Genomic DNA, 22,325 nt, shown 5'->3' on the forward strand with positions numbered 1-22,325 from the left:
ACGATGAAACCAACACAGCAACTGCACGAGTTCGGTCAGAGCCTCTGGTTGGACAACATCACCCGGAACCTGCTCGATTCCGGCACGCTCGAGCGTTACATTACCGAGGACTCCATCACCGGGTTAACGTCCAATCCGAGTATTTTTGACAAGGCTATTGCAGCCGGAACTGACTATGACCAGGACATTGCCGGCGGCAAGGTGGCAGGGGGCTCCGATGAGGAAGTCTTCTTCGACCTGGCACTGGCTGACCTGCGGCGGGCCGCCGACCTTTTCGCCCCGGTCCATGCACGCACCGACGGGGTGGACGGCTGGGTCTCCTTGGAAGTCTCCCCTTTGCTGGCCCGGGACACGAACGCCACCGTGGAACAGGCAAAGGCGCTGCACGCAAAAACGGAGCGTCCGAACATCTTTATCAAGATCCCAGGAACGGCCGAGGGCCTGCCGGCCATCGAGGAGTGCATCTTTGCAGGGGTGCCCATCAATGTGACACTGCTTTTCTCGGCCAAACAATACCAAGATGCCGCCGAGGCATACCTACGCGGCATCGAGCGGCGGGTGGCTGCCGGGTGGAACCCCGTTGTTCCCTCCGTAGCCTCGCTGTTCGTGAGCAGGTGGGACAAAGCTGTCGCCGGACGGGTTCCAGACCACCTTGAGAACCGGCTGGGCATCGCTGTCTCGACGCTTGCCTACAAGGGGTACCGAACGCTGCTGGAGTCCGCGAGGTGGGGCCGGCTGGCCAACGAGGGAGCCAGGGCTCAGCGCTTGCTGTGGGCGAGTACCTCCACAAAGAACCCGGCCGCGCCGGATATTTTGTACGTCCAAGCGTTGGCCGCGCCCTTCACCATCAATACGATGCCTGAGGCCACGCTGTCCGCCTTCGGCGATCATGGGGAGGTGGGAGACCTACCAGTGGCGAAGGCCCAAGCCGCGAAGCAGACCCTGTCATCCTTCGCTGAGGTCGGCATCGACCACCAGAAGCTTGCCGGAGAACTCCAACACGAAGGCACCGAATCCTTCGACGCATCATGGAAGAACCTGTTGGAGAGTATCCGCTCCAAGTGATAAATGGTGACAGCAAGCAGCCGCTAATACCGAGTCTGCCGGGAATGCAGGGGACGCCGGCACAGCACCTGCGAAAGGATGAACCATGGCAACAAACGAGGCACCAAACGAGAACAGCAACAGCACGCTCATGAAACTTAGTGACATGGGTGCCAGCATTAAACTAGGCGATGAGGATGTCCGTAAATATTCCGTGAAAGACAAGGACGGCCACGACATCGGGAAAGTCCATGACCTGCTGATCGATCCGCGCGAAAAAAAAGTCCGGTTTTTGGTGGTGGAATCCGGCGGGTTCCTAGGGATGGGCGAGAAGAAGTCATTCATCCCCGTTGACGCCATCACCGGCATCACCCCGGGCGAGGTTCACATCGACCAAACCCGTGAGCGGGTAGCAGGGGCGCCGCCGTACGACCCAGAGCTGGTCACCACACGGTCCTACCACCAAGACTCCTACGGCTATTATGGCTACTCGCCTTACTGGATGGGTGGCTATTCATACCCGGTTTTCCCCTTCCACTTTTTAGGACCAGACAAGGAGCCAGAACCACCTTCCGATTCCACTTCTTCACCCTGAGGTGCTGCGCCATGTCACTTCTAAGAACAAAACTCGTGAAGAAGGAAAAAGCAGCCGAAGGGACCATGCTGTTCCAGTTTGAAAAGCCTGAAGGATTCACGTACACAGCCGGTCAATTCGCGGACTACACCCTGCTTGAGCCTTCAGAGACCGATGCGGAGGCAAACACCCGGGGATTCACGCTTGCCAGCGCCCCCTATGAGCCGAACCTGATGTGCACAACCCGCATGCGTGACACCGCATTCAAGCGTGTACTCAAGAACATGCCTTTGGGCACCGACGTGGAGCTGGATGCCCCCTACGGTTCTTTTACCCTGCACAGCAAGCTGGACAGGCCCGCGGTTTTTCTGACCGGCGGAATCGAAAATCACGCCTGTGCGCAGCATCATCTTGCAATCGGTCCACGACAAGACTGGGCACATGATTATGTTGTTCTACTCCAACAAGCGTCCCGAGGATGCAGCATTCCTGGACGAGCTGAACCATGTGGCAGATGCCGAAGCCAACGTCACCGTCGTGCCCACTATGACGGGGCCGGAAAATCCCGGCATGGCTGGACCGGGGAAACCGGGTACGTCGATGCAGCGATGCTGGCCAGGCATATCCAGGACCTGAGCGCGCCGATCTACTATCTTTGCGGGCCAGCCAGGATGGTGACCGCCATGCGCAGCCTCCTCAACGGTGCAGGGGTAGACGACGACGATATCCGCACCGAAGAGTTTACCGGCTACTAGAAGCCGGCGGCCAGCCCCGTTTCTCAAGGATCGTGGTGATCTTCGAACCGAACCCGGAGAAGGTCGCGCCCTATCTGAGCCGTCAGCTGTGCACGGAGTTGGCCGTACGCATGCCGGAGATCCTTATCGAGCAGCTGCCCACCAGCCATGCCGGGCACGGGCGTGAGTTGGCCAGGGCCGCTGCACAGCAGTCCTTGGCGTCCTGCTCTGGTGGCGAGGGTTCGGGTGGATTGCCACTGCTGATCGTGTCCGTCAGCGGAGACGGTGGTTTCAACGACGTGGTCAATGGCGTCATGGACGTCCCCAACAGCACCACGATCTGCGCCGTTTTGGCGGCTGGGAACGCCAATGACCATCGGCGCAGCATCGCGACCATGACCGTCGTGGACGCGATCGTTGCCGGGCCCATCCGCCAGATGGACCTGTTGAAGTTGACTGTCCGTGACAATGGTGGCCTAACCAAAGAGCGATTTGTGCATTCCTATGTTGGTTTCGGACTCACTGCGGCCATGGCCCGCGGGATCGAAAACTCTGGCAAGGGGCGGGTGCCTGAACTGTTTGGCGTGGTACTAACGCTTCCCAGGTTGCGGTCCTTCGAAATAGTGCGGCCCGACGGGGCCCGGGCCCGGTTCGACAGCCTAGTTCTTGCCAACGTCAACGGAATGGCAAAGTACGGAACTGTGAGCGACTCAAGGATTCCTGCCGACGGGCAGTTCGAGGTCATCTCCCTGCCGCACACCACGCGTGGGGCTCGGTCACCAGAGAAGCGTTTCCCGTTACGAATTCAGTACTGAGGTCCCTTTGCCAGGCCAATTCGATGGTGAGATCTTCGACGTTCCAGCTGGTGCCTCCGTTCTGGTGGAAAGCGCCCACCGTGCTCTGCGAACGCTCGGATAGCAGCTCGCCATGAAGACCCTCAACGGGCCCGCAGAAAGGGCTGGGGATGGTGGAAACGCCCATTGGTAGAGATAGCCGGTGCGGCCAGATAGAGACTTTGGACCCTGTGCACGGCTCCCGCCGGGAGTCAGTATGAGAACTAAAAGGACGGTTCATGCCATGAAAGAATCGACACGCCCAGAAGGCTCGCCAGTTGTGGTGGGAGTCGACGGTTCACCGGAATCAATTCTTGCTTTGAAATGGGCAAACACGTTGGCACCAACCCTCGGGGCCACCATCACAGCGGTTATCGCATGGCATCTTGAGTCGATGTACGGCCCCTTCGCATCTTCTGACTGGGATCCTGAATACACGGCACAGCAGGTCATCGAAACAGCGCTGGTTCAGGCATTCGGAGACACGCCACCGGAAGGCCTGACCAGCAAAATTGTCCGCGGCCAGCCAGCGAAGGTTTTGCTGGACCTGGCTGAATCGGCGCAGCTTCTCGTTCTCGGCTCACGTGGACACGGCGGATTCGCAGGCTTGTTGCTGGGCTCTGTCAGCTCGGCCTGCGCCGCACACGCCACCTGCCCGGTGCTGGTTGTGCACACTGAAACGAAGCAAGAGAGATTGACCAGCCCTGCCCAAGGATTCCAAGGCGGTGACGATGAGCCTGCTGGCAAAGCATGACGTCAACGGCCTACCGATAAAGTTGCTGTCCATCGCAGATGCGGCCCAGAACACGCCCGAGCAGGTGCTGGCTGAACTTGACTCGAGCGCTCTGGGACTTTCCAGCCGTGAAGCGCAGGATCGCCTGGCTGCCGTGGGACCCAACGCGCTGCGCAGTCACAAGGCCAGCCCATGGTCAGTGCTGGGCCGGCAGCTGGGCAGTCCCATTCTGATCCTTTTGATTGTCACTGCCAGCCTGTCCCTGTTTCTCGGGGATGCGACGAATTCGATTGTCATTGGGGTCATCCTGCTGGTCAGTGTGGGCTTGGGCTTCAGCAACGAATTCCGGGCCGAACGCGCGGCCGAGGCACTGCATTCCCGCGTCACTCACACGGTTGTTGTCCTCCGGGACGGCACTGCCTGCCAAATTGACGTGGTGGGTTTGGTGCCCGGGGACGTGGTGCGGCTGGCCTTGGGTGCCATCATCCCGGCGGACATCCGGCTGCTGACCAGCGAGGAGATGTTATGCGATGAAAGCATCCTCACGGGGGAGTCCCTGCCTGCGGAAAAGACCACTTCAGCCATCGTCGGGGAGGCGGCACTGGCGGACCTTTCCTGCTGCTTGTTCATGGGAACCGTCGTCCAGAGTGGAAGCTGCGCGGGAGTTGTCGTCGCCACCGGAGGCCGGGCCGAGTTTGGTCGAATTGCCATGGGTCTGGGGGAGCGTCAGCCGCAAACCGAATTCCAGCGGGGCCTGAAACGCTTCTCCTTTCTGCTGCTGCAAGTGGCCGTCGGCCTGACAACACTGATCTTCATTGCAAACCTCCTGCTGGGCCGCCCCCTGCTGGAGTCCCTGCTGTTCTCCCTGGCCATCGCCGTCGGCATCACCCCGCAGCTGCTGCCCGCTGTCGTTAGTACCTGCCTCGCAGCAGGAACCCGGGCCTTGGCCAAGCGGCAGGTGTTGGTCAAGAGGCTCATCTGCATCGAGGATCTTGGCGACATGGATGTACTGGTCACGGACAAAACCGGGACCCTAACCGAGGGGCGTATCAGCTTCCAGGCGGCCCTGCCCATCCTGCCCGAGGTTTCCGAGCAGGGGCTCTTCACGCTGGGACTTGTCGCCACTGAAGCTGACTACACGCACGGCACAGTCTCCACTGTGGGCCAAAACTCCCTTGACGCCGCTCTCTGGGAATCGCCGCAGGCCAACGACTTTGATGCTGGGCGCCACCGCAGACTCGGCATCATACCGTTCGATCACAGGCGCCGAATGACCAGCGTTCTGGTGGTGGATGCGGCCGGTGCCCAAAGGATTGTCACGAAGGGCTCACCCGAGGATGTCATGGAGCTGTGCTCCAATATCCCGCCGCATGCGCTGGCGCAGTTGGATAAACAGTACGACGCCGGGGCACGGGTCATCGCCGTCGCTACCCGCACCGTCGTGGGCATGACCGCGATCAAGCCAGCGGATGAGAACAGTCTGACCCTGGCCGGTTTCCTCATTTTCCTGGACAAGCCCAAGGCCAACGCCAAGGACTCCCTGGTGGAGTTGGCTTCCTTGGGCATCGCTGTCAAGATTGCCACGGGAGACAACGCCAAGGTTGCCGAAAAAGTGTGCCGGGACCTGGGCTTGGTGTCCGGCGGGACGCTGACGGGCGTCCAAGTTCAGGCGCTGACGGATCCGGAACTGGCCACGGCCGTCCGGGACATAACTATTTTCGCCCGGGTCTCACCCGAACAGAAGGCGCGCATCATCCGTATGTTGCGCCAGGACGGCCGCGCTGTCGCCTTTCTGGGTGACGGCGTCAACGACGCCCTGGCGCTGCACCACGCCGACGTCGGCATATCCGTGGACAGTGCCACCGACGTGGCCAAGGATGCGGCCGACATTGTGCTGATGGACAAGGACCTTGGTGTCCTGGCCGAAGGAGTGCGGGAAGGGCGCCGAATTTTCGCCAACACGATCAAGTACGTCCTCATGGGAACTTCGAGCAACTTCGGAAACATGTTCAGCGCCGCAACCGCCTCCGTTGTGCTCAGCTTCTTGCCCATGCTCCCTGGCCAAATCCTGCTCAACAACCTTCTCTACGACACCGGCCAGCTTGCCATTCCCGGGGACAAGGTCGATGCGGAGCAGCTGCTGGCCCCCTCTCATTGGGACATTGCGTTCATCCGCCGGTTCATGCTCTTGTTCGGCCCGATCAGCTCACTGTTCGACTTTGCCACGTTCGGCCTCATGCTGTTCGTCTTCACGGCGGCACCGGGGGAGTTCCGGGCCGGCTGGTTCATCGAGTCCATCGCCACCCAAACCCTGATCATCTTTGCCATTAGGACCCGGCGCGTGCCGTTTCTGCGCAGCCGCCCCTCCGCCGGACTGCTCTGGGCTTCTCTGGGTGTTGTGGCGGTCGGCATCTATTTGCCGCTTTCACCCTGGGGCGCCATCTTGGGCTTTGATCCGCTGCCCGTGCCCTTCTTTCTGGCGTTACTGGCGATGACGGTGGTGTATCTGGTGCTGGTGGAATTTGCCAAGAGATGGTTCTTTTCCCGCCCATCCCAAGGACGGCCGGTGGCGCGCGGCCGCGGACGCGCCCACCACATTCACCGGCGTGCGGCAAGATTTAGTGTGGCCGCTGCGCTGAAATCGCCGTGAAGCCGCGAAACAGGTCAAGCAGTGAAACTGTGAAGCCGTGCTGCGGGAAATCAGCGGCCAGTTAGGGCTTCTTTCGGAACAGGCCCAGTCGCGGGGACGTGTACGCTGCTGCGCCGAGGGGAGGTGCATCCAGAACTGGACCAGCCGCCAGCCGATCACCCCCAGAAGTGCTACTCCTGCCGGTGTGCCGAAGCCAATTCGCGGCTGCGAGCAGTATATCCAGGCCCACCCTGCGGGGCTCTTGACGAGGTGGAGGAGTCGTTCGGCCATCGTGCCAAGGAAGGTCTCGATCCAGTCCTCATTCACCGGCGGGATACGCCGCGCGATGGACCGCGGCCACTTATTAATTGTCCGCGGTGTGTGGCGGGTCAGGAACCACATTCCGACGCCCGAGGCAAGGAGAGCAACAAGTGCGAGGACGGAGTCAGTTCGGTAGTACATATTGGCAGAGATGGTGGTGAGGGACAGTAGCAGTCCCGCGGCAAAGAGTGTCGCCAACACGAGATTGGAACCGGAAATTTGGATGGCCGCAGCGCTCAGGGCTTTTTCCGGGGGACTCCTGCGCGTTGCAACAAGCGGTACCGGACTGCCGCCGCCCCGCCCCGGGCACCACATGGCTGACGCCAACGTCGGATGAATCGATGCGAAGAAGGGTGAAGTAGCTCGGGCGTCCGGCGCCCAGGACGGAGGCGCTGAGTGCGGAATAGGCAAGAAAGGAGGCAAGCTCAAGACCGACCGCCAGTAGTACCAGATACACGGATAGCTGTTCAAGGGAACCCAGTGTCGGCACGGCATTGGAATATTGCGGCAGGATGATCCACCACACGGAAGCGCCATGGATGATGACGGACGCAGTCACCAAAAGCCACCGGGGGATGCGACCGTGAACCACTGCCGGGGGTGTGGGGGCCCCGCGTGTGGGAAGTCTAGGTTCCTCGGAACCCTCTACAACCGGTTCAGGCCGCCCGTCGGAAGGACTCAAGCCGGTGTCAGGGTAGGGAAATCGAGAATCATCATCTTCGTCCACCGCCCCGTCGGTGCCGCCCCGTCCATGCCAAATAGGTGCTCAACGCCCCCACTGCACCAACAGCGCCGGCAAGGAGCGGTTTCCCCCACTTTGTCAACCGCTCGCTATCCGCCGTTGCCACATCCCCGATGCCTCGGATGAAAGCGGCGGCAACCATCCCGGCAACCAGTCGGTTGCCAATCTGTTCAACACGGGCCACCATCGGCTCCAACTCGGAGGCACGCAGACGGACTTCGACGCCGTCGTCCATGCGTCCAGCCAGCCGCTCCAATTTCTCCGGCAGGTCCAGGCCGAGCTCGGCCACCGTCAACCCCAACCGGGAGAATGCCTGGGCCAGATTCCGGGGTTCAAAACGCTCCAGTGCCATGTGCTTGGCATAGGGCTTCAGGACGTTGCCGAGGCTGAAGTCAGGATTTAAGCGGGCCCCCATGCCCTCCGTCATGAGCAGCATCTTGGCCAGCAAGGCCATTTCACGAGGCAGCTGAAGACGGTGGTTGCGCAAGATCGCCAGCAGCTGGACCACCAGCGGGCCGATTTCGAGCTCACCTAATTTTTTGTCCTGGTACATCTGGACAAATACGGTTGCGTCGTAGCGTAGCGCAGCGCGGTCTGCGGTGGGCGGAGCAGTAGAAAGGTTCAGCAGCGCACTACTGATCCGGTCGGGGTTGTTGGTGGTGAGTGCCTGCAGTAGTTTGGCCAACTGCTCACGCAGAGGTGCACGCACTTCCCCGACCATGCCAAAATCAATGAGGCCAATGGTGCCCGACGTTTCGACAAACAAATTGCCGGGGTGCGGGTCCGCGTGAAAGAAGCCATCTTCAAAGATCATTTTGGCAGCGGCCCGGGCTGCCCGGTCGGCAAGGTCATGCGTGTCGATCCCCGCCTCAATCAGCCCTTCGACGTCGTCGACCTTGATGCCGCGGATCCTCTCGATGGTGAGTACCCGAGAACTCGTTGTCTCCCAAAAGATCCTGGGAATGTGGATGCCCGGGTCAGCAGCAAAATTCGCCGCAAAACGTTCCGCGTTGCGGCCTTCTTGCAGGTAGTCAAGTTCAGCGCGCAGGGTGGCTGCGAAGTCAGCCGCGATGCCGCTGAAATTGAAGTCAGCAGCAGCCGGCCACGTACGGTTCGCGTAGGTGGCTAGGTTCTGTAATATCTCCAGGTCCTCGTTGATCCGTGCCACAACACCCGGGCGGCGAACCTTGACAACAACTTCGGTGCCGTCGAAAAGTCTCGCCGCATGGGCCTGGCCGATCGAAGCGCTGGCCAAGGGTGCGTCGTCGAACGTGGCGAACAGTTGTTCCGGCGCGGCGCCCAATTCCTGCTGGATGACAGCGCGGACAGCGTCCACTGCCACAGGTGGTGCACCGTCTTGAAGTTTGGAGAGCTCGGTGAGGTAGCCCGGGGGCAGCAGATCCGGGCGGGTGGAGAGCATCTGACCGAGCTTGATGAACACGGGGCCGAGCTCTTCCAATGCAAGCCTGATGCGGTGGGGGTTCGTGATTTGGGGTTTTGAGCCCACGGCCTGTGCCACCCGCCAACGGTCCACCCCGGTGGCGGCCACGAGGGATCCTAGTCCGTGGCGACCAAGTATCTCTGCGACCTGGGCCAATCGCTCAAGGTGGGTGTTCATGCCCGTGGCTGCGCATCATCGGCGCCACCGTGGCAATTAGTGTTGTCTGCAGGTCTGCTCATACCCCTCAGTATGGGCAGTAGGGCGGGAAGTTGCCAATGGCGCCACACGGTAAAACTATCTTCTCGCAGGTGCGTCACACGGGCGTAGGATGAACCGTATCGACGGTATTTTGAACGCGAACAGTCATGATCGCGACGCCGTCGATTCGGATGCAAGTGGACGGTTTTTCAGCCGAGACGGGAGCGCTGACCCAGACGCAGCACATGGCTGAACCGGCTCCGACCGATCCACACATGCCAACCGTGAACCGGTTCCAAGTCTCTCTGAGCATTGACCGCCGGCCCCAGCTGACCCGGATCTGCCAGCGAAATTAACACTTTATGGCTTGGTTCCTTGAGAATTGAGCCCGATTCCTAGGGACTTGTCATGACCGTCATTGTGGCCCATATTGTGGTGGTCGTGATTCTGGCGCTGATTGCGCTCAAACTCTCGATCCGTGTTCTCACAGGGTACGAGATGGGTGTGTTGTTCCGGCCCGACCGGATGCCCAACGTCCACTTGCGGATCATCACTATGCCGATCCAGTGGCAGGGCATCATCATCCGTGAGAACGTCAGCGTGGACATTCGAGAAAGCCTCGATGTCAGGACAGTGGATTGGGGTGTGGAGGTCACCGGCGTGGAGCTCAAAGACCTCCAGCTGGCGGACAGCATGAAGCGCATAATGGCCCACCCGTTTGCGTTGCAGTTGCGCAACCTGCAATCCCTGATCGAAATCGGCGTCGACAAGAACACGACAGTGTTCTTCCCGCCCTGCGCACCCAACAATGACAAGGGATCAAGCCATGACCAACAACACCGATGTCTGCGCAACCGCCCCGCTGCCGGGGCCCCCGTTGAGTCAGGAACTGCTGCACCGCATGGATGCCTATTGGAGGGCGGCGAACTACCTGTCGGTCGGACAGCTCTATCTCTATGACAATCCGCTGCTCAAGCGCCCGCTGGCGCTCTCGGATGTGAAACCGCTGGTGGTGGGGCATTGGGGCACCACACCAGGACAGAACTTCATCTACGTGCATTTGAACCGGGCGATCGCGAAGTACGGGTTGGACATGTTCTACGTTTCCGGGCCCGGGCATGGCGGACCGGCATTGGTGGCCAACACCTACCTGGAGGGCAGCTATTCGGAGATCTACCCTGACGTCAGCCAGGACGAGGCTGGCATGATGAAACTGTTCAAGCAGTTCTCGTTCCCGGGAGGCATTTCAAGCCACGTGGCACCGACCACTCCGGGCTCGATCCATGAGGGAGGGGAGCTGGGCTACTCGCTCAGCCATGCGTTCGGGGCCGTGTTCGATAATCCGAGTCTGGTGGTCGCGTGCGTGGTTGGAGATGGGGAGGCCGAAACAGGGCCGTTGGCCACATCGTGGCAGTCCACGAAGTTCCTTAACCCTGTCAGCGACGGGGCAGTTCTGCCCATCCTGCACCTGAACGGATACAAGATCAGCAACCCCGCCGTGCTGGCCCGGATCGAGCGCGAGGAACTTGATGCGTTCCTGCATGGCTGCGGGTGGGACCCGCGCTATGTCGAAGGCAGCGATCCGGAGCAGATGCACCAGCGGATGGCCTCCGTGCTGGATTCGGCCATTGAGGACATTCTTACCATTCAAGCCGACGCCCGTACCGGTGGTAGTACCACCAGGCCGCGCTGGCCCATGATTGTGCTGCGATCCCCCAAAGGGTGGACAGGGCCCAAGGTGGTTGACGGCCTGAAGATCGAGGGCACGTTCCGCTCGCACCAAGTGCCATTGCTTGTGGACGATGGCCACCCAGGTCACGTCAGCCAGTTGGAGGCGTGGATGCGCAGCTACAAGCCCGAGGAACTGTTCGACGCGGACGGGCGGCTGCTGCCCGAACTGGAAGCGTTGGCCCCGTCCGGGGAACGGCGGATGGGTTCGAACCCGCACACCAACGGCGGGCTGCTGCTGCGGGACCTGCGCATGCCCGACTTCCGCACGCACGCCGTCGCCGTGGCCGCACCCGGAGCCGTCGAGGCCAAGGACACTCTTGTGCTGGGGAATTTCCTGCGTGAGGTGATCGCGCTGAATGCGGAACGGCGCAACTTCCGTCTCTTCGGTCCGGATGAGACATTGTCCAACCAGCTGGGCGCCGTATTCGAGGTCACCGACCGCCAATGGGAGGCCCGCACGATCGAGGGCGATGAGTTTTTGGCCCCGTCCGGTTTGGTGCTGGACTCGATGCTCTCTGAGCATCAGTGCCAGGGCTGGCTGGAAGGCTATCTGCTGACGGGCCGCCACGGCCTGTTCAACTGCTATGAGGCTTTCATTCACATTGTCGACTCAATGTTCAACCAGCATGCCAAATGGCTGAAAATCACCAAGGGACTGCCGTGGCGCCGTGACATCGCCTCGTTGAACTACCTGCTTGCCTCCCACGTGTGGCAGCAGGACCACAACGGTTTCACCCATCAGGATCCCGGCTTCCTTGACCATGTGGTGAACAAGAAGGCGGACATTGTCCGGGTGTACCTCCCACCGGATGCGAATTGCCTCCTCACCGTCGCCGACCACTGCCTGCGAAGCCGCCACTACGTCAACGTCATCGTCGCTGGCAAACGCGATATGCCCCAATGGCTTTCCATGGACGATGCCGAGATCCACTGCACCCAGGGAATCGGGATCTGGGAGTGGGCCGGCAACGACCGTGGCGCCGAGCCCGACGTCGTCATGGCCTGCTGCGGTGACACCCCTACCCTTGAGGTGCTGGCCGCCGTCTCGATCCTGCGCGAGCACCTGCCCGAGCTTAAGGTCAGGGTGGTCAATGTGGTGGACCTGATGAAGCTCCAATCAGCCAGCGAACACCCCCACGGGCTCTCCGACGCAGACTACGACTCGTTGTTCACCCGCGACAAGCACATCATCTTCGCGTTCCACGGATACCCATCCCTGATCCACCGCCTGACGTACCGGCGCAGAAACCACAACCTGCACGTGCGCGGCTACAACGAGGAAGGCACCATCACCACGCCCTTTGACATGCGCGTGCAAAACCGGCTCGACCGCTTCCACCTGGTCCAAGACGTCATCGACAGGCTGCCCCAGCTCGGGGCTAAAGCGGACTACCTCAAGCAGGAGATGGCCAACAAGCTCATCGAGCACAGCCTTTACATCAACCAACACGGTGCGGATCTGCCGGAGATCCGCAACTGGACCTGGGACCCGGACGGGGCATGTCATGGCCAGTAAGAAACCGGCGGCCGCCAATCCGGGGAGACCTGTCCCCGGGAGCGATGCCGCGACCGCGGAGAGCTTGAAGACGCTGCCCATGCAGGAAGTGCAGCACCAGCTGGGAACATCGCCGGAGGGGCTGCACCAGGTGGAAGCTGCGAAGCGGCTGATTCAGTACGGTCCAAACGAGATCGCCGAGCACCACGCGAATGCGCTGCTGAAGTTTTTGTCATACTTCTGGGGCCCGATCCCCTGGATGATTGAGGCCGCCGTCATCCTGTCCGCCGTGGTGGGGCACTGGCCGGATTTCTTTATCATCTTGGTGCTACTGCTGGCTAACGCCCTTGTGGGCTGGAGTGAGGAGCGCCAGGCTGGCAATGCCATCGAGGCATTAAGGGCGAAGCTGGCAGTCACAGCGCGCGTCCGACGCGACGGAACGTGGGTCACCCCGGCCGCCCGGGAGCTGGTTCCGGGAGACGTCATCAGGCTTCGGCTCGGCGATATCATTCCCGCCGATGCGCGTCTTTTCGAGGGCGATGAGATTGAGGTTGACCAATCCGCACTGACCGGGGAATCGCTGCCGCTCACCTGTGCCCCTGGCGATCCAGTGTATTCAGGCTCGATTGTCCGCCGCGGCGAGATTGACGGTTTAGTCTACGCAACGGGCGCCAACACCTACTTCGGCGCAACGGCGGAACTGGTGCAGGGTGCGCACACGGTCAGCCACTTCCAAAAGGCCGTGCTGAAAATCGGCAACTACCTCATCATTCTCGCTGCCGTGTTCGTTACTGTGATCATCGTCGTGTCGCTGCTGCGCCATGACCCGCTGCTGACCACGCTGCAGTTCGCCCTGGTGCTGACGATTGCGGCGATCCCTGTCGCCATGCCCACGGTGCTGTCAGTTACCATGGCTGTTGGTGCCCGGATCCTTGCCACGAAACAGGCCGTCGTCTCCAGGCTTGTGGCGATTGAGGAACTCGCCGGCGTCGACGTTCTCTGCTCCGACAAGACAGGAACGCTGACCCAAAACTCACTGACACTGGGGGACCCGTTCTGCACCGATGGTGTCACGGCCGCAGAGGTGATCATTGCCGGGGCGTTGGCCTCCCGTGCAGACAACGACGACCCCATAGATCTCGCTATCCTCGGCGGGCTCAGCGACCCTGACGCACTGCACGGATACACCGTGACGGGCTATCAGCCCTTCGACCCGGTCAGCAAGCGCACCGAGGCCACCGTCACGGAAAAAGGGGCCGGTACAGGAACAGAGCAGCCCACGTTCAAGGTCAGCAAGGGGGCGCCGCAGGTGATGCTGGCCCTGGCTACTGACGCCTCCGCCGTGAAATCCGCCGTCGATGCGGCGGTCAACGATTTCGCCACCCGCGGGTACCGTTCCCTCGGCGTGGCCCGCACCGGCCCGACGGGTGACTGGCGCTTTCTGGGCGTCCTGCCGCTGTTTGATCCTCCGCGTGAGGATGCTGCGGCCACCATTGCCACCGCCCGTGAAATGGGTGTGGAAGTGAAGATGGTGACCGGGGATGCGTTGGCAATCGCCAGGGAAACCGCCGTCAAGGTCGGTTTGGGCGCCAACATTCTCGACGCCGCCGGCCTGGGGGAGGTGCAGAAGACGGAAAGCGCCGCAACTGCCGAGTCCATTGAAAAGGCCGACGGTTTCGCCCAAGTCTTCCCGGAACACAAATACCACATTGTCGAGGTCCTGCAGCAGCGCGGCCACATCGTCGGCATGACAGGCGACGGGGTCAACGACGCCCCGGCCCTCAAGAAGGCGGACTGTGGCATTGCGGTGTCCGGTGCCACCGATGCCGCCCGTGCTGCGGCCGCGATTGTGCTGCTCACCCCGGGCCTGTCGGTGATCATCGATGCGATCAAGATCAGCCGGCGGATTTTTCAGCGGATGAATTCCTACGCCATGTACCGCATTGCCGAGACGCTGCGCGTGTTGCTCTTCGTTACCCTCACCATCCTTGTGTTCAACTTCTACCCGGTCACCGCGATCATGATCGTGATGCTCGCACTGCTAAACGACGGCGCGATCCTCTCGATCGCCTACGACAACGTCCGCTACCGCAGCCAGCCAGAAGCGTGGAATATGCGCGTGGTGCTGGGGATAGCGACAGTGCTGGGTGTGCTCGGCCCGATCGCCGCCTTTGGCCTGTTCTACCTTGGCGATCGGGTCTTCGGCATCGGCCGTCCCCAGCTGCAGACCATGATGTATCTGATGCTCTCGGTGGCCGGTCACCTAACCATTTTCCTGACTCGAACACGCGGCCCGTTCTGGTCCATCCGGCCGGCCCGCATCCTGCTGTTCGCCGTGTTGGGGACCCAAGTAATTGCCACGCTCATTGCCGTGTTCGGACTGTTTATGACACCGCTGGGATGGGGGTGGGCGGCCTTCGTCTGGGGTTACGCCATCCTATGGGCGTTGCTCAGCGACCGTGTCAAGCTCCTCGCGTACAAGGTGCTTGATCCTGCCGTTGCACTAGCTGCTGGGGGCGGTCACAAGATCCGGTGAGAGCTCGCTGGTGCTGCAAGAAAACTCGAACCGGTCCCCACCTAGAACACTGGCCCCGACTGGAACACGGAGCGCACATTAGATCCTTGCGTATGGCGTCGTCGTGTGTTCGGGGTTAGTTGTAAAGCCGGCTGTCGAACACGGAACGGGGCTGTTGCTGTGGGCTAGGGTGGGCGATGACCACGCGAGTGCCGTCCGGGTCGTGGCCCTCAACGAACGTCACCCCTGCGCTGGTATGCGTGTAGGTGTAGGCGCCGCGGTCCTTTAATACCTGCTCGAAGTGAGTCAGAGCCTGGGCACTATCGGTGGCCCACATCAGGTGTTGCTCGCCAATGCCACCCGTGGGGTGTCCCTTGCGGCTACCTTTGGCCACCAGATAAATCTCGAAACCATCCGGAGATAATATCAGCGCTCCGTTGCCGTGGCGCAGGGCGAGAGTGCAGCCGAAGACGTCCTGATAAAAACTCAGAGAGCGTTCCAATTCGGCGACGACGATGACGGCGGATGCAACCTTCGCTGTGTAGTCCATTACTCCATTCTTGCCCCGTCCAACCGGTCTGGCTAGAGCGGGCTTTTCGCCGTCTTTGACCGGAGCTGCATCCGGATCAAGCAGTAGATCGGCCAGATCAGCAAGGACAACATCGGCACCGTGTCGCCGTAATTGGTCGGCATAGTCGTGGGTGCCGTCGGTGTCGTGATGATTGACTCCAATCACCAGAGCAAAGTGGCCGGCTTTGCCTGCCTCTACCCCCGCCAAGGCGTCTTCGATGACCACGGCCTTGGCAGGATCCACACCCAGCAACCTGGCACCTTCAAGGTAACTGTCCGGTGCGGGCTTGCCTGCCAGATTGCGTTCCTTGACCACCTGGCCGTCAACACGGGCGTTGAAAAGTTCGGCTATCCCCGCAGCGTCAAGCGCCGCTGCTGTGTTCTCACTGGCGGAGACCACAGCAGTGGGTGTTCCTTGGGCATGCAGGGCCTTCACCAGCGCCACGGCGCCGGCGTAACTTTCGATGCCACTGGTTTTAAGGGCGTGCAGAAGCAGCACGTTCTTACGGTTTCCGAGGCCTATGACCGTGTGGGCGTCAGCAGCATCCCCATCCGTTCCTTCGGCCAGGGTGATACCTCGTGCGGCTAAGAAATTTCGCACCCCGTCGGCGCGTGGTTCTCCGTCAACGTAGCGCTGGTAGTCAGCGCCCGGATCGAACGGGCTGAAGGACTTTCCGAGCCGGGCACCCTCTTCGTGGAGGAATTCGTCAAAAGCCTGCTTCCAGGCAGCGGCGTGCACCGAAGCGGTCTTCGTCAGAACACCGTCGAGGTCAAAGAGCCAAGCGTCATAGGCGGCAATGTCCACAGCAGGGTGTCCGCCACCGGGGTGGTGCAGGTTACTCATGGTAAGTCCTTCGCTGTGCGGATCCTGCGGCGTCCACTGCGCAGGAGAGGTTCGCGACCCGCCGGCTGGGTGGGCCGTTTGGCTTCTTCTGGTGCCAGCACCAACGCCGGTGTGGGGCACGACGTCGGCTCTTTTTTCACGATGACGGGCTCACCAAAATGGAATATCTCCAAGGCTGTACCTTCCAACAGCTGGTAAATCGTGCAGCCAGGGATGGTTTCGACCTGCAGGCACCGCCCCTGAAACAGGACGCGAAAGCACACCCGAGTCAGGCCCTCGGGTAGGCGCGGGGCAAAACGTAGCGTGCCACCTCGTTCACGCATACCGCCCAGACCGGCAACCAGGGCAATCCACGTGCCAGCCAGCGATGCGATGTGCACGCCGTCGCGAGTGTTGTGTTCAAGATTTTCCAGATCCATCAAAGCTGCCTCGGCAAGATAGTCATAGGCCAAGCTCAAATGACCTACTTCGGCGGCCATCACGGATTGAGTACATGCGGACAGCGAAGAGTCGCGCACGGTGAGGCGTTCGTAATAGCGGAAGTTCGCGGCCTTTTGTTCCGCGGTAAAGGCATCCCCGCTCAGGTGCATGGCAAGGACCAGGTCTGCCTGTTTCACCACCTGCTTGCGGTAGAGGTCGAAATACGGGAAGTGCAGCAGCAGCGGGTATTCTTCGGCGCTGGTACCGGCAAAATCCCACTCCTGGTGCGCCGTGAAGCCATCTGCTTGCGGATGCACCCCGAGGACGTCGTCGTAGGGGACCATCATGTCCCGCGCGGCGTCGCCCCACGCGGCCATCTCCTCCTCGTCAATGCCCAGTTCACGGGCCCGGTCCGGATTTCTCTTGGCAACCTCGACGGCGGAGACCAGATTGTGCTGGGCCATCAAGTTGGTATAGATGTTGTTATCCGCGACGGCACTGTACTCATCGGGACCGGTAACCCCGTCGATGCAGAATCGGCCTTGGGCATCGTGGTGGCCTAGGGATTGCCAGAACCGTGCGGTCTGCATCAGCAACTCCAAACCAATCTTCGCCTCGAAGTCAGTGTCCCCGGTGGCGTTCATATAACGGACGAGTGCGTCGGCAATGTCGGCACCCACGTGGAAGGCTGCAGTTCCCGCCGGCCAGTAGCTGGAGCATTCCGCTCCTGTGATGGTGCGCCAGGGAAAAGCTGCCCCTTTCATACCGAGCTGGGCTGCCCTATCAAGCGCGGGCTGCAGGGTCGAATGCCTCCAGGCCAAGGCATAAGCAGCAGCTGTGGGGACGGTGTATGTCAGGACAGGAAGAACAAAAGTCTCCGTGTCCCAAAAGGCGTGCCCACCGTACCCGGTCCCTGTCAGGCCCTTGGCGGGGATAGCCCGGCGCTCGGCCCGGGCCCCTGCCTGCAAGACGTGGAACAACGCGAACCGGACAGCCTGTTGGATCTCGGCATCGCCATCCACTTCGACGTCGGCCCGGGCCCAGAAATCATCCAGATAGGTCCGCTGTTCGGCCAGTAGTCCCTCCCAACCGCTCTGGTGTGCCCCCGTCAGGGCGGCGTCCACCTGGTCGCCAAGCTCTTGGCGGGTTCGTTCCGCGGACCAGCCATAAGTGACGAATTTGACGAACCGCAGCCGCTGCCCCGGCTCCAAAATGACCGTCATGCTGACCCTGCCCATATCGGTGAAGCTCTCGCTCAGCACCTGCATGGAGTCTGGCCCATCCACCAGATGATCCATGGCTGCAGCCACCAAAAGGTTGCTGAGCTCGGTCCTGTGTACCAGCTCTACTCGCATGCCGTCGCTGGCGTGCATCTGCGAGCGCAACGGTGACTCCAGCACGGCCGCTGCACGGGGGTCTTCACTGCCGGGAGGCAACGGCTCGTTGACGACCAACTCTGACTGGATCACCAAGCGAACCGGGCCGTCGACTGCCTCAATTTGATACTCGATGGCAGCGACGGAACGTTGGACCAGTGACACGAGCCGGGTTGATGATACGTGGACGGTCCGCCCTGCTGGTGAGGTCCAAAGCGCATTGCGCCGCAGTACACCGGCAGCAAAGTCAAGGACTCGTTCGTGGCTGTGGAGCGTGCCGTAACGCACATCGAAGGGTTCATCGTCCACCAAAAGCCGGATCAGCTTGCCGTTGGCCACATTAATCATGGTCTGGCCGGACTCTGGGTAACCGTAGCCGGCCTCCGCATAGGGCAGTGGGCGCAACTCGTGGACACCGTTGAGGTAGGAACCCGGCAGCTCGTACGGTGCACCCTCATCCAAGTTGCCCCGCCAGCCGATATGGCCGTTGGAGAGCGCAAACAAGGATTCGCTCTGCGCCAGCACGTCCAGATCCAGATCCGTCTCACGCAGGCACCATGCCTCGCAACTGAACGCTGGATGCGAAATCACGCGGACGCCGGATTGTTTTGGACCGGATCAGCCAAGGCCCGCAGGTGTTCAAGGGACCCGGCGCCTTGAGGCTCTTCACTTTCGCTCCGGTACCGGCGGCCGAAGTCTTCGAGGCGTTCCGGATCGTGGCCGTACCACTTGCGCAACCGTGTTGAGAAAAACACCGTCTTGCACCACTCATCCAGATTCGCTTTTTCCCTGCTCAGGCCGTGTGACCAGATACGGTCTACCAGCACCCGGGAACCCTCCCCGTGCGCCCTGCCTTCGTAGATGCGGCCCGCCCTCACCTTGTGTATGTCCGCCATGACCCGGCATTCCTCTCCTCGGCACCAGTCTCGCAGTTCCGGTTACCCGTGGCTAGGACGTATGTGTCAAAAGCATTATTTCCTTGGCCCGTATTAACTACGAACCATAAGAGGGTCGTATTCGTTGCGATGGAACGAACATTTCCGGTGTGGTGGTGGAGAAGGATGCGCTGACCGTGTGCCGTGCGAAGTGGGGCACCTGCGGGGTCGGGTAGCAACGGCTTTCCGGGCACGAGAAGCTTCGTCACAAGATCCTGCGCCGGGCACTGCACCAAGCGAGAAACGGTAACCACCACATACAAATGGTCGATGACCTCATGCACACACTCGCCGGCACAGCCCACATCAGTGACTGACCACACGTTAAGCCCCCGCTAATCACATCAGGAACCGTAGCCGACGCCGCAACAGTCCTGTTTCGCCGACTCCGATTGGGTGTCCGGGATGACGAAGGCCGCCAGACAAAGACGCAATGACAAGATCCAAAAGTGGCTACCCAGAATCCATCAGACTGCTAATCGCATGAGGGCTCCGCTGGCAGCGTCCCAACCTGCAGACCCTGGAGTATCAGCAAAGGAGCCGCGCAACGATGCCTCAAGGAACAGCCAGCCACTCACGTCGCCAAGATCTCAAGGTCACAGCGAACCGACTCGGCGGTTGTTAGAGTCTCAATCGTCACCCCATCCCCGGATGCCAGGGCGTTGGAAACGTTAGAACATGCAATGGCTGGCACCCTTTCCCCAATAGGGCAAAGGTAGCTGGCTGGCGGACAGCGATCCGCGCCGCCCTTGCCTTATGCCGGAACGCTGGTCAAACCGCTAACTCGCCGGATTCTGGAAGCACTTCGACGGTCCATGTGGTTCGCTTCGAATCACGTCGTCTCATTCTTAGCACGGGCGCGGTCCCGAGTAGCGACGATGTCCACGGGCTGGCCCGTGGACTGGGCTTCACGCTGGTTGAGGCGTTCCTCGACGCTCTCCTTGGTCAGGCTGGCGGCTATCCTTGATAGGCAGGCCTCGGGATTGCTGTGAGGCATGGCTGCTGCAATCACGTGCCTACGCGGATTTCTCGGTATAACCATCCGGTGTTTCACCAGGCTGCCTTCGGAAGTGGAAGTCTAGTGGCAATCCTTGCGCCGAGGGCTGGTGTGGACGTCCAGGCGTCGCCGTATTCGTCTTCCTGAGGTTGGCTATTGGACAAGACGTCATCTCTGCGAAACATGCGCTGCTCGTTGCCAGCCCAGATGAAGGCGCTGGAACACGCATGGACGTCATTGCTTTAGTGTCCTATGCTTCTATCCACTAAGCAGAGCTGTCTTTTGCGCAGTCCGGGCCTGCAACGCAGTAGGACGGAAACGAATCCTGGGGGTACCAGTTAAGCCATGGAATCGGTCGATTCACAGTTGGTCAGCTCGCCAAGGATGGGACTCACGGAAGCCTCTTCCTTGTGGAGCTCCAAACCAATCCTCACTCTCACCATGAACCCCGCACTGGACGTTAGCACTTCAACAGACCTCGTCTACAGTGGTCACAAGCTCCGGTGCGGCCGTAGCAGCCTCGATCCGGGAGGTGGTGGGGCAAACGTAGCCCGGGTGATACAACGGCTTGGCGGTCAAGCCTTGGCTGTGTTCACCGCAGGCGGTACCACCGGAGACACCTATCGCCGGTTGATGGAAGCTGAAGGGATCCCTGTTTTGGTGGCAGCAGTCGGTGGGATAACCCGGCAAGACGTCACGGTTGATGAGAACTCGACGGGGAATCAATTCCGATTCGTCTTGGAAGGTCCCGAGCTCAGTGAAGGGGAGTGGCGCACCTGCCTGAAGATTGTTGGCCGGTCCATCCGAGCAGGTGGATATGTGGTTGCCAGCGGTAGTCTGCCGCCGGGGGTACCGGAGGACTTTTATGCCCGAGTCGCGCGGCTGGCACGAGAGGCCGATGTGCGGTGCGTGGTGGACACCTCTGGGCCGGCACTTACAGAAGCCCTCGCTGAAGGAGTCTTCCTGGTCAAACCCAGCCGGCGGGAACTGGCTGAACATGTCGGCGCGGCCCTTGACAGCGAACAGAGCCAAATCGACGCGGCTTCATCACTGATTGCAGAAGGGCGCGCAGACTACGCCGCGCTGACACTCGGAGAAGCCGGGGCCGTGCTTGCCTCCAAGGCCAGCGTCATCCGGTTACCGACGCCGTCGGTGAAGGTGGTCAGCACCGTCGGAGCCGGGGACAGCTTTCTGGCCGCATTTGTTCTGCGGCTCGCACAGGGAAACACGGCTGAGGCGGCATTGAGAACAGCAGTCGCCGCGGGAAGTGCCGCGGTGATGTCCCCGGCAACAGAACTGTGTTGCCGGGACGACGTCGAGCGCCTCGAAGCGGAAATGGTTGCCAGAGCACTCGAAACTAATTGAGGTGACTGACGGTTGAGCCAGATTCGCGTATCTGCCAAGGGGGAGTCTCCAACACGGCGTCGGTGTCCGGCCTCGCACGTTCACAACTCTCAGGCCAGCGCTGGGAGTCGAACTGGTAGCCTTCCCAGGATGGTCTAACGGGCGGAATCGCTACGGCTAAGTTCAGCGCAGTAGATAGCCAAAGGACCCGAGAAACGTGACCCACCTTTCGATTCATTGTCCTGCAGCGTCCACGGCCAGGCCGCTGCAGCACAGGAACGGTCCAAGACCAGTAATCGGGGCACAACAGTGTGGGCATTGAGAGGCCATGACAGCAGTGCGCTGGACCGAAATGGCGCCTACACTGGGCCCCAGAGACATTCCGATGGAGGTCGTCGTGGCGCGATTGAGTATTCTTGACCGTTTCAGGCCTGTGGGTGCGCCAGGCCCGGCTGGCCCGTCAGGTGTCCCAGCCGTTGACGACCAGGGCCCCGCGATGGAATTGACGCCTGTGTTCGCAGCCTTGGCCGCCGATGTCAAAGCGGGTGAATTGCTGGTCGAGGAGGCTCGTCGCCAAGCCGAACATGACGTAGCGGCGGCACGGACCCAAGCAGCGGCCATGGTGTCCCAAGCTCGACTCGATGCCAGTGCGGCACGCGCCGAAGCGGCCGCCCAGGTTCAACGTGAGGCCCAGGAGAGGGATTCGCGGGCTATGGACCAGGCTGCCCTGGAGGCCAATGCTCTGGAAGAGTCCGGATTAGCCAGGATTCCCGCCGTCGTCGCCAAGGTCATCGACACCCTGCTCAGCCCACGGAAAGCTGGACGGTAATGGAGGCGGGCTGGGTTGCG

16 protein-coding genes are annotated in these 22,325 nt (G+C 61.1%); 11 read left to right on the forward strand and 5 right to left on the reverse strand.

From position 1 onward, the window contains the following. The first annotated feature begins 3 nt into the window (after positions 1–3). The 6 genes from tal to mgtA all read left to right on the forward strand — a co-directional run bounded on the left by tal (position 4) and on the right by mgtA (position 6,568). A complete protein-coding gene (tal, locus tag ABIB48_RS00950) occupies positions 4–1,065 on the forward strand; it encodes a transaldolase (protein WP_110106122.1) in 1,062 nt (353 codons plus the stop codon). Between the two features lie 85 nt (positions 1,066–1,150). Further along, positions 1,151–1,639 carry a PRC-barrel domain-containing protein gene (locus ABIB48_RS00955; RefSeq protein ID WP_110106123.1) on the forward strand — a complete coding sequence of 163 codons (489 nt, stop codon included), beginning with the start codon at positions 1,151–1,153 and terminating at the stop codon, positions 1,637–1,639. Positions 1,640–1,674: 35 nt separating this feature from the next. Continuing rightward, a complete protein-coding gene (locus ABIB48_RS18005) occupies positions 1,675–2,373 on the forward strand; it encodes an FAD-dependent oxidoreductase (protein WP_218868001.1) in 699 nt (232 codons plus the stop codon). 35 nt (positions 2,374–2,408) lie between these two features. Next, entirely contained in the window at positions 2,409–3,167 is a 759-nt protein-coding gene (locus tag ABIB48_RS00965) for a diacylglycerol/lipid kinase family protein (RefSeq protein WP_354211434.1), read from the forward strand. 262 nt (positions 3,168–3,429) lie between these two features. After that, on the forward strand, positions 3,430–3,939 hold the full coding sequence (locus ABIB48_RS00970; protein ID WP_354211436.1) for a universal stress protein: 510 nt from the start codon (positions 3,430–3,432) through the stop codon (positions 3,937–3,939). Next, positions 3,917–6,568, forward strand: a complete 2,652-nt coding sequence (gene mgtA / locus ABIB48_RS00975) for a magnesium-translocating P-type ATPase (RefSeq protein WP_110106125.1) — start codon at positions 3,917–3,919, stop codon at positions 6,566–6,568. Before ABIB48_RS00970 ends, mgtA begins: the two co-directional genes overlap by 23 nt. A gap of 1,013 nt (positions 6,569–7,581) precedes the next feature. Here mgtA and ABIB48_RS00980 read toward each other — a convergent pair. Beyond that, positions 7,582–9,228, reverse strand: a complete 1,647-nt coding sequence (locus ABIB48_RS00980) for an ABC1 kinase family protein (protein WP_110106127.1) — start codon at positions 9,226–9,228, stop codon at positions 7,582–7,584. A 429-nt stretch (positions 9,229–9,657) separates the two neighbouring features. On the opposite strand from ABIB48_RS00980, the gene ABIB48_RS00985 reads away from it, so the two are divergent. Genes ABIB48_RS00985 through ABIB48_RS00995 form a run of 3 tightly spaced genes read left to right on the forward strand, consistent with a single transcriptional unit; the run spans position 9,658 to position 15,011 of the window. Beyond that, positions 9,658–10,209 carry an SPFH domain-containing protein gene (locus ABIB48_RS00985; RefSeq protein WP_354211439.1) on the forward strand — a complete coding sequence of 184 codons (552 nt, stop codon included), beginning with the start codon at positions 9,658–9,660 and terminating at the stop codon, positions 10,207–10,209. After that, entirely contained in the window at positions 10,151–12,496 is a 2,346-nt protein-coding gene (locus ABIB48_RS00990) for a phosphoketolase family protein (protein WP_354211999.1), read from the forward strand. The genes ABIB48_RS00985 and ABIB48_RS00990 overlap by 59 nt, the downstream gene beginning before the upstream one ends. Beyond that, positions 12,486–15,011: a plasma-membrane proton-efflux P-type ATPase gene (locus ABIB48_RS00995; RefSeq protein WP_354211441.1), complete on the forward strand. Its 2,526-nt coding sequence runs from the start codon at positions 12,486–12,488 to the stop codon at positions 15,009–15,011. Before ABIB48_RS00990 ends, ABIB48_RS00995 begins: the two co-directional genes overlap by 11 nt. Positions 15,012–15,126: 115 nt before the next feature. Here ABIB48_RS00995 and ABIB48_RS01000 read toward each other — a convergent pair whose 3' ends face one another. The 4 genes from ABIB48_RS01000 to ABIB48_RS01015 form a co-directional block, all read right to left on the reverse strand. Then, on the reverse strand, positions 15,127–16,404 hold the full coding sequence (locus ABIB48_RS01000; protein WP_315915114.1) for a beta-phosphoglucomutase family hydrolase: 1,278 nt from the start codon (positions 16,402–16,404) through the stop codon (positions 15,127–15,129). Further along, positions 16,401–18,791 carry a glycoside hydrolase family 65 protein gene (locus ABIB48_RS01005; protein ID WP_354211444.1) on the reverse strand — a complete coding sequence of 797 codons (2,391 nt, stop codon included), beginning with the start codon at positions 18,789–18,791 and terminating at the stop codon, positions 16,401–16,403. Before ABIB48_RS01005 ends, ABIB48_RS01000 begins: the two co-directional genes overlap by 4 nt. Then, a complete protein-coding gene (locus ABIB48_RS01010; RefSeq protein ID WP_354211445.1) occupies positions 18,788–19,096 on the reverse strand; it encodes a DUF488 domain-containing protein in 309 nt (102 codons plus the stop codon). The genes ABIB48_RS01005 and ABIB48_RS01010 overlap by 4 nt, the downstream gene beginning before the upstream one ends. 871 nt (positions 19,097–19,967) lie before the next feature. Continuing rightward, positions 19,968–20,132 carry a hypothetical protein gene (locus ABIB48_RS01015; protein ID WP_315915117.1) on the reverse strand — a complete coding sequence of 55 codons (165 nt, stop codon included), beginning with the start codon at positions 20,130–20,132 and terminating at the stop codon, positions 19,968–19,970. Between the two features lie 384 nt (positions 20,133–20,516). Here ABIB48_RS01015 and ABIB48_RS01020 point away from each other — a divergent pair, with 384 nt between their 5' ends. Beyond that, positions 20,517–21,497, forward strand: coding sequence for a 1-phosphofructokinase family hexose kinase (locus tag ABIB48_RS01020; RefSeq protein WP_110106133.1), 981 nt, complete (start codon positions 20,517–20,519; stop codon positions 21,495–21,497). A gap of 307 nt (positions 21,498–21,804) precedes the next feature. Further along, positions 21,805–22,305, forward strand: coding sequence for a hypothetical protein (locus ABIB48_RS01025; protein ID WP_110106134.1), 501 nt, complete (start codon positions 21,805–21,807; stop codon positions 22,303–22,305). Positions 22,306–22,325 lie beyond the last annotated feature (20 nt).

Source organism: Arthrobacter sp. UYCu511 (genome assembly GCF_040547105.1).
In the GTDB taxonomy this organism is placed as follows: Bacteria; Actinomycetota; Actinomycetes; order Actinomycetales; family Micrococcaceae; genus Specibacter; species Specibacter psychrochitiniphilus.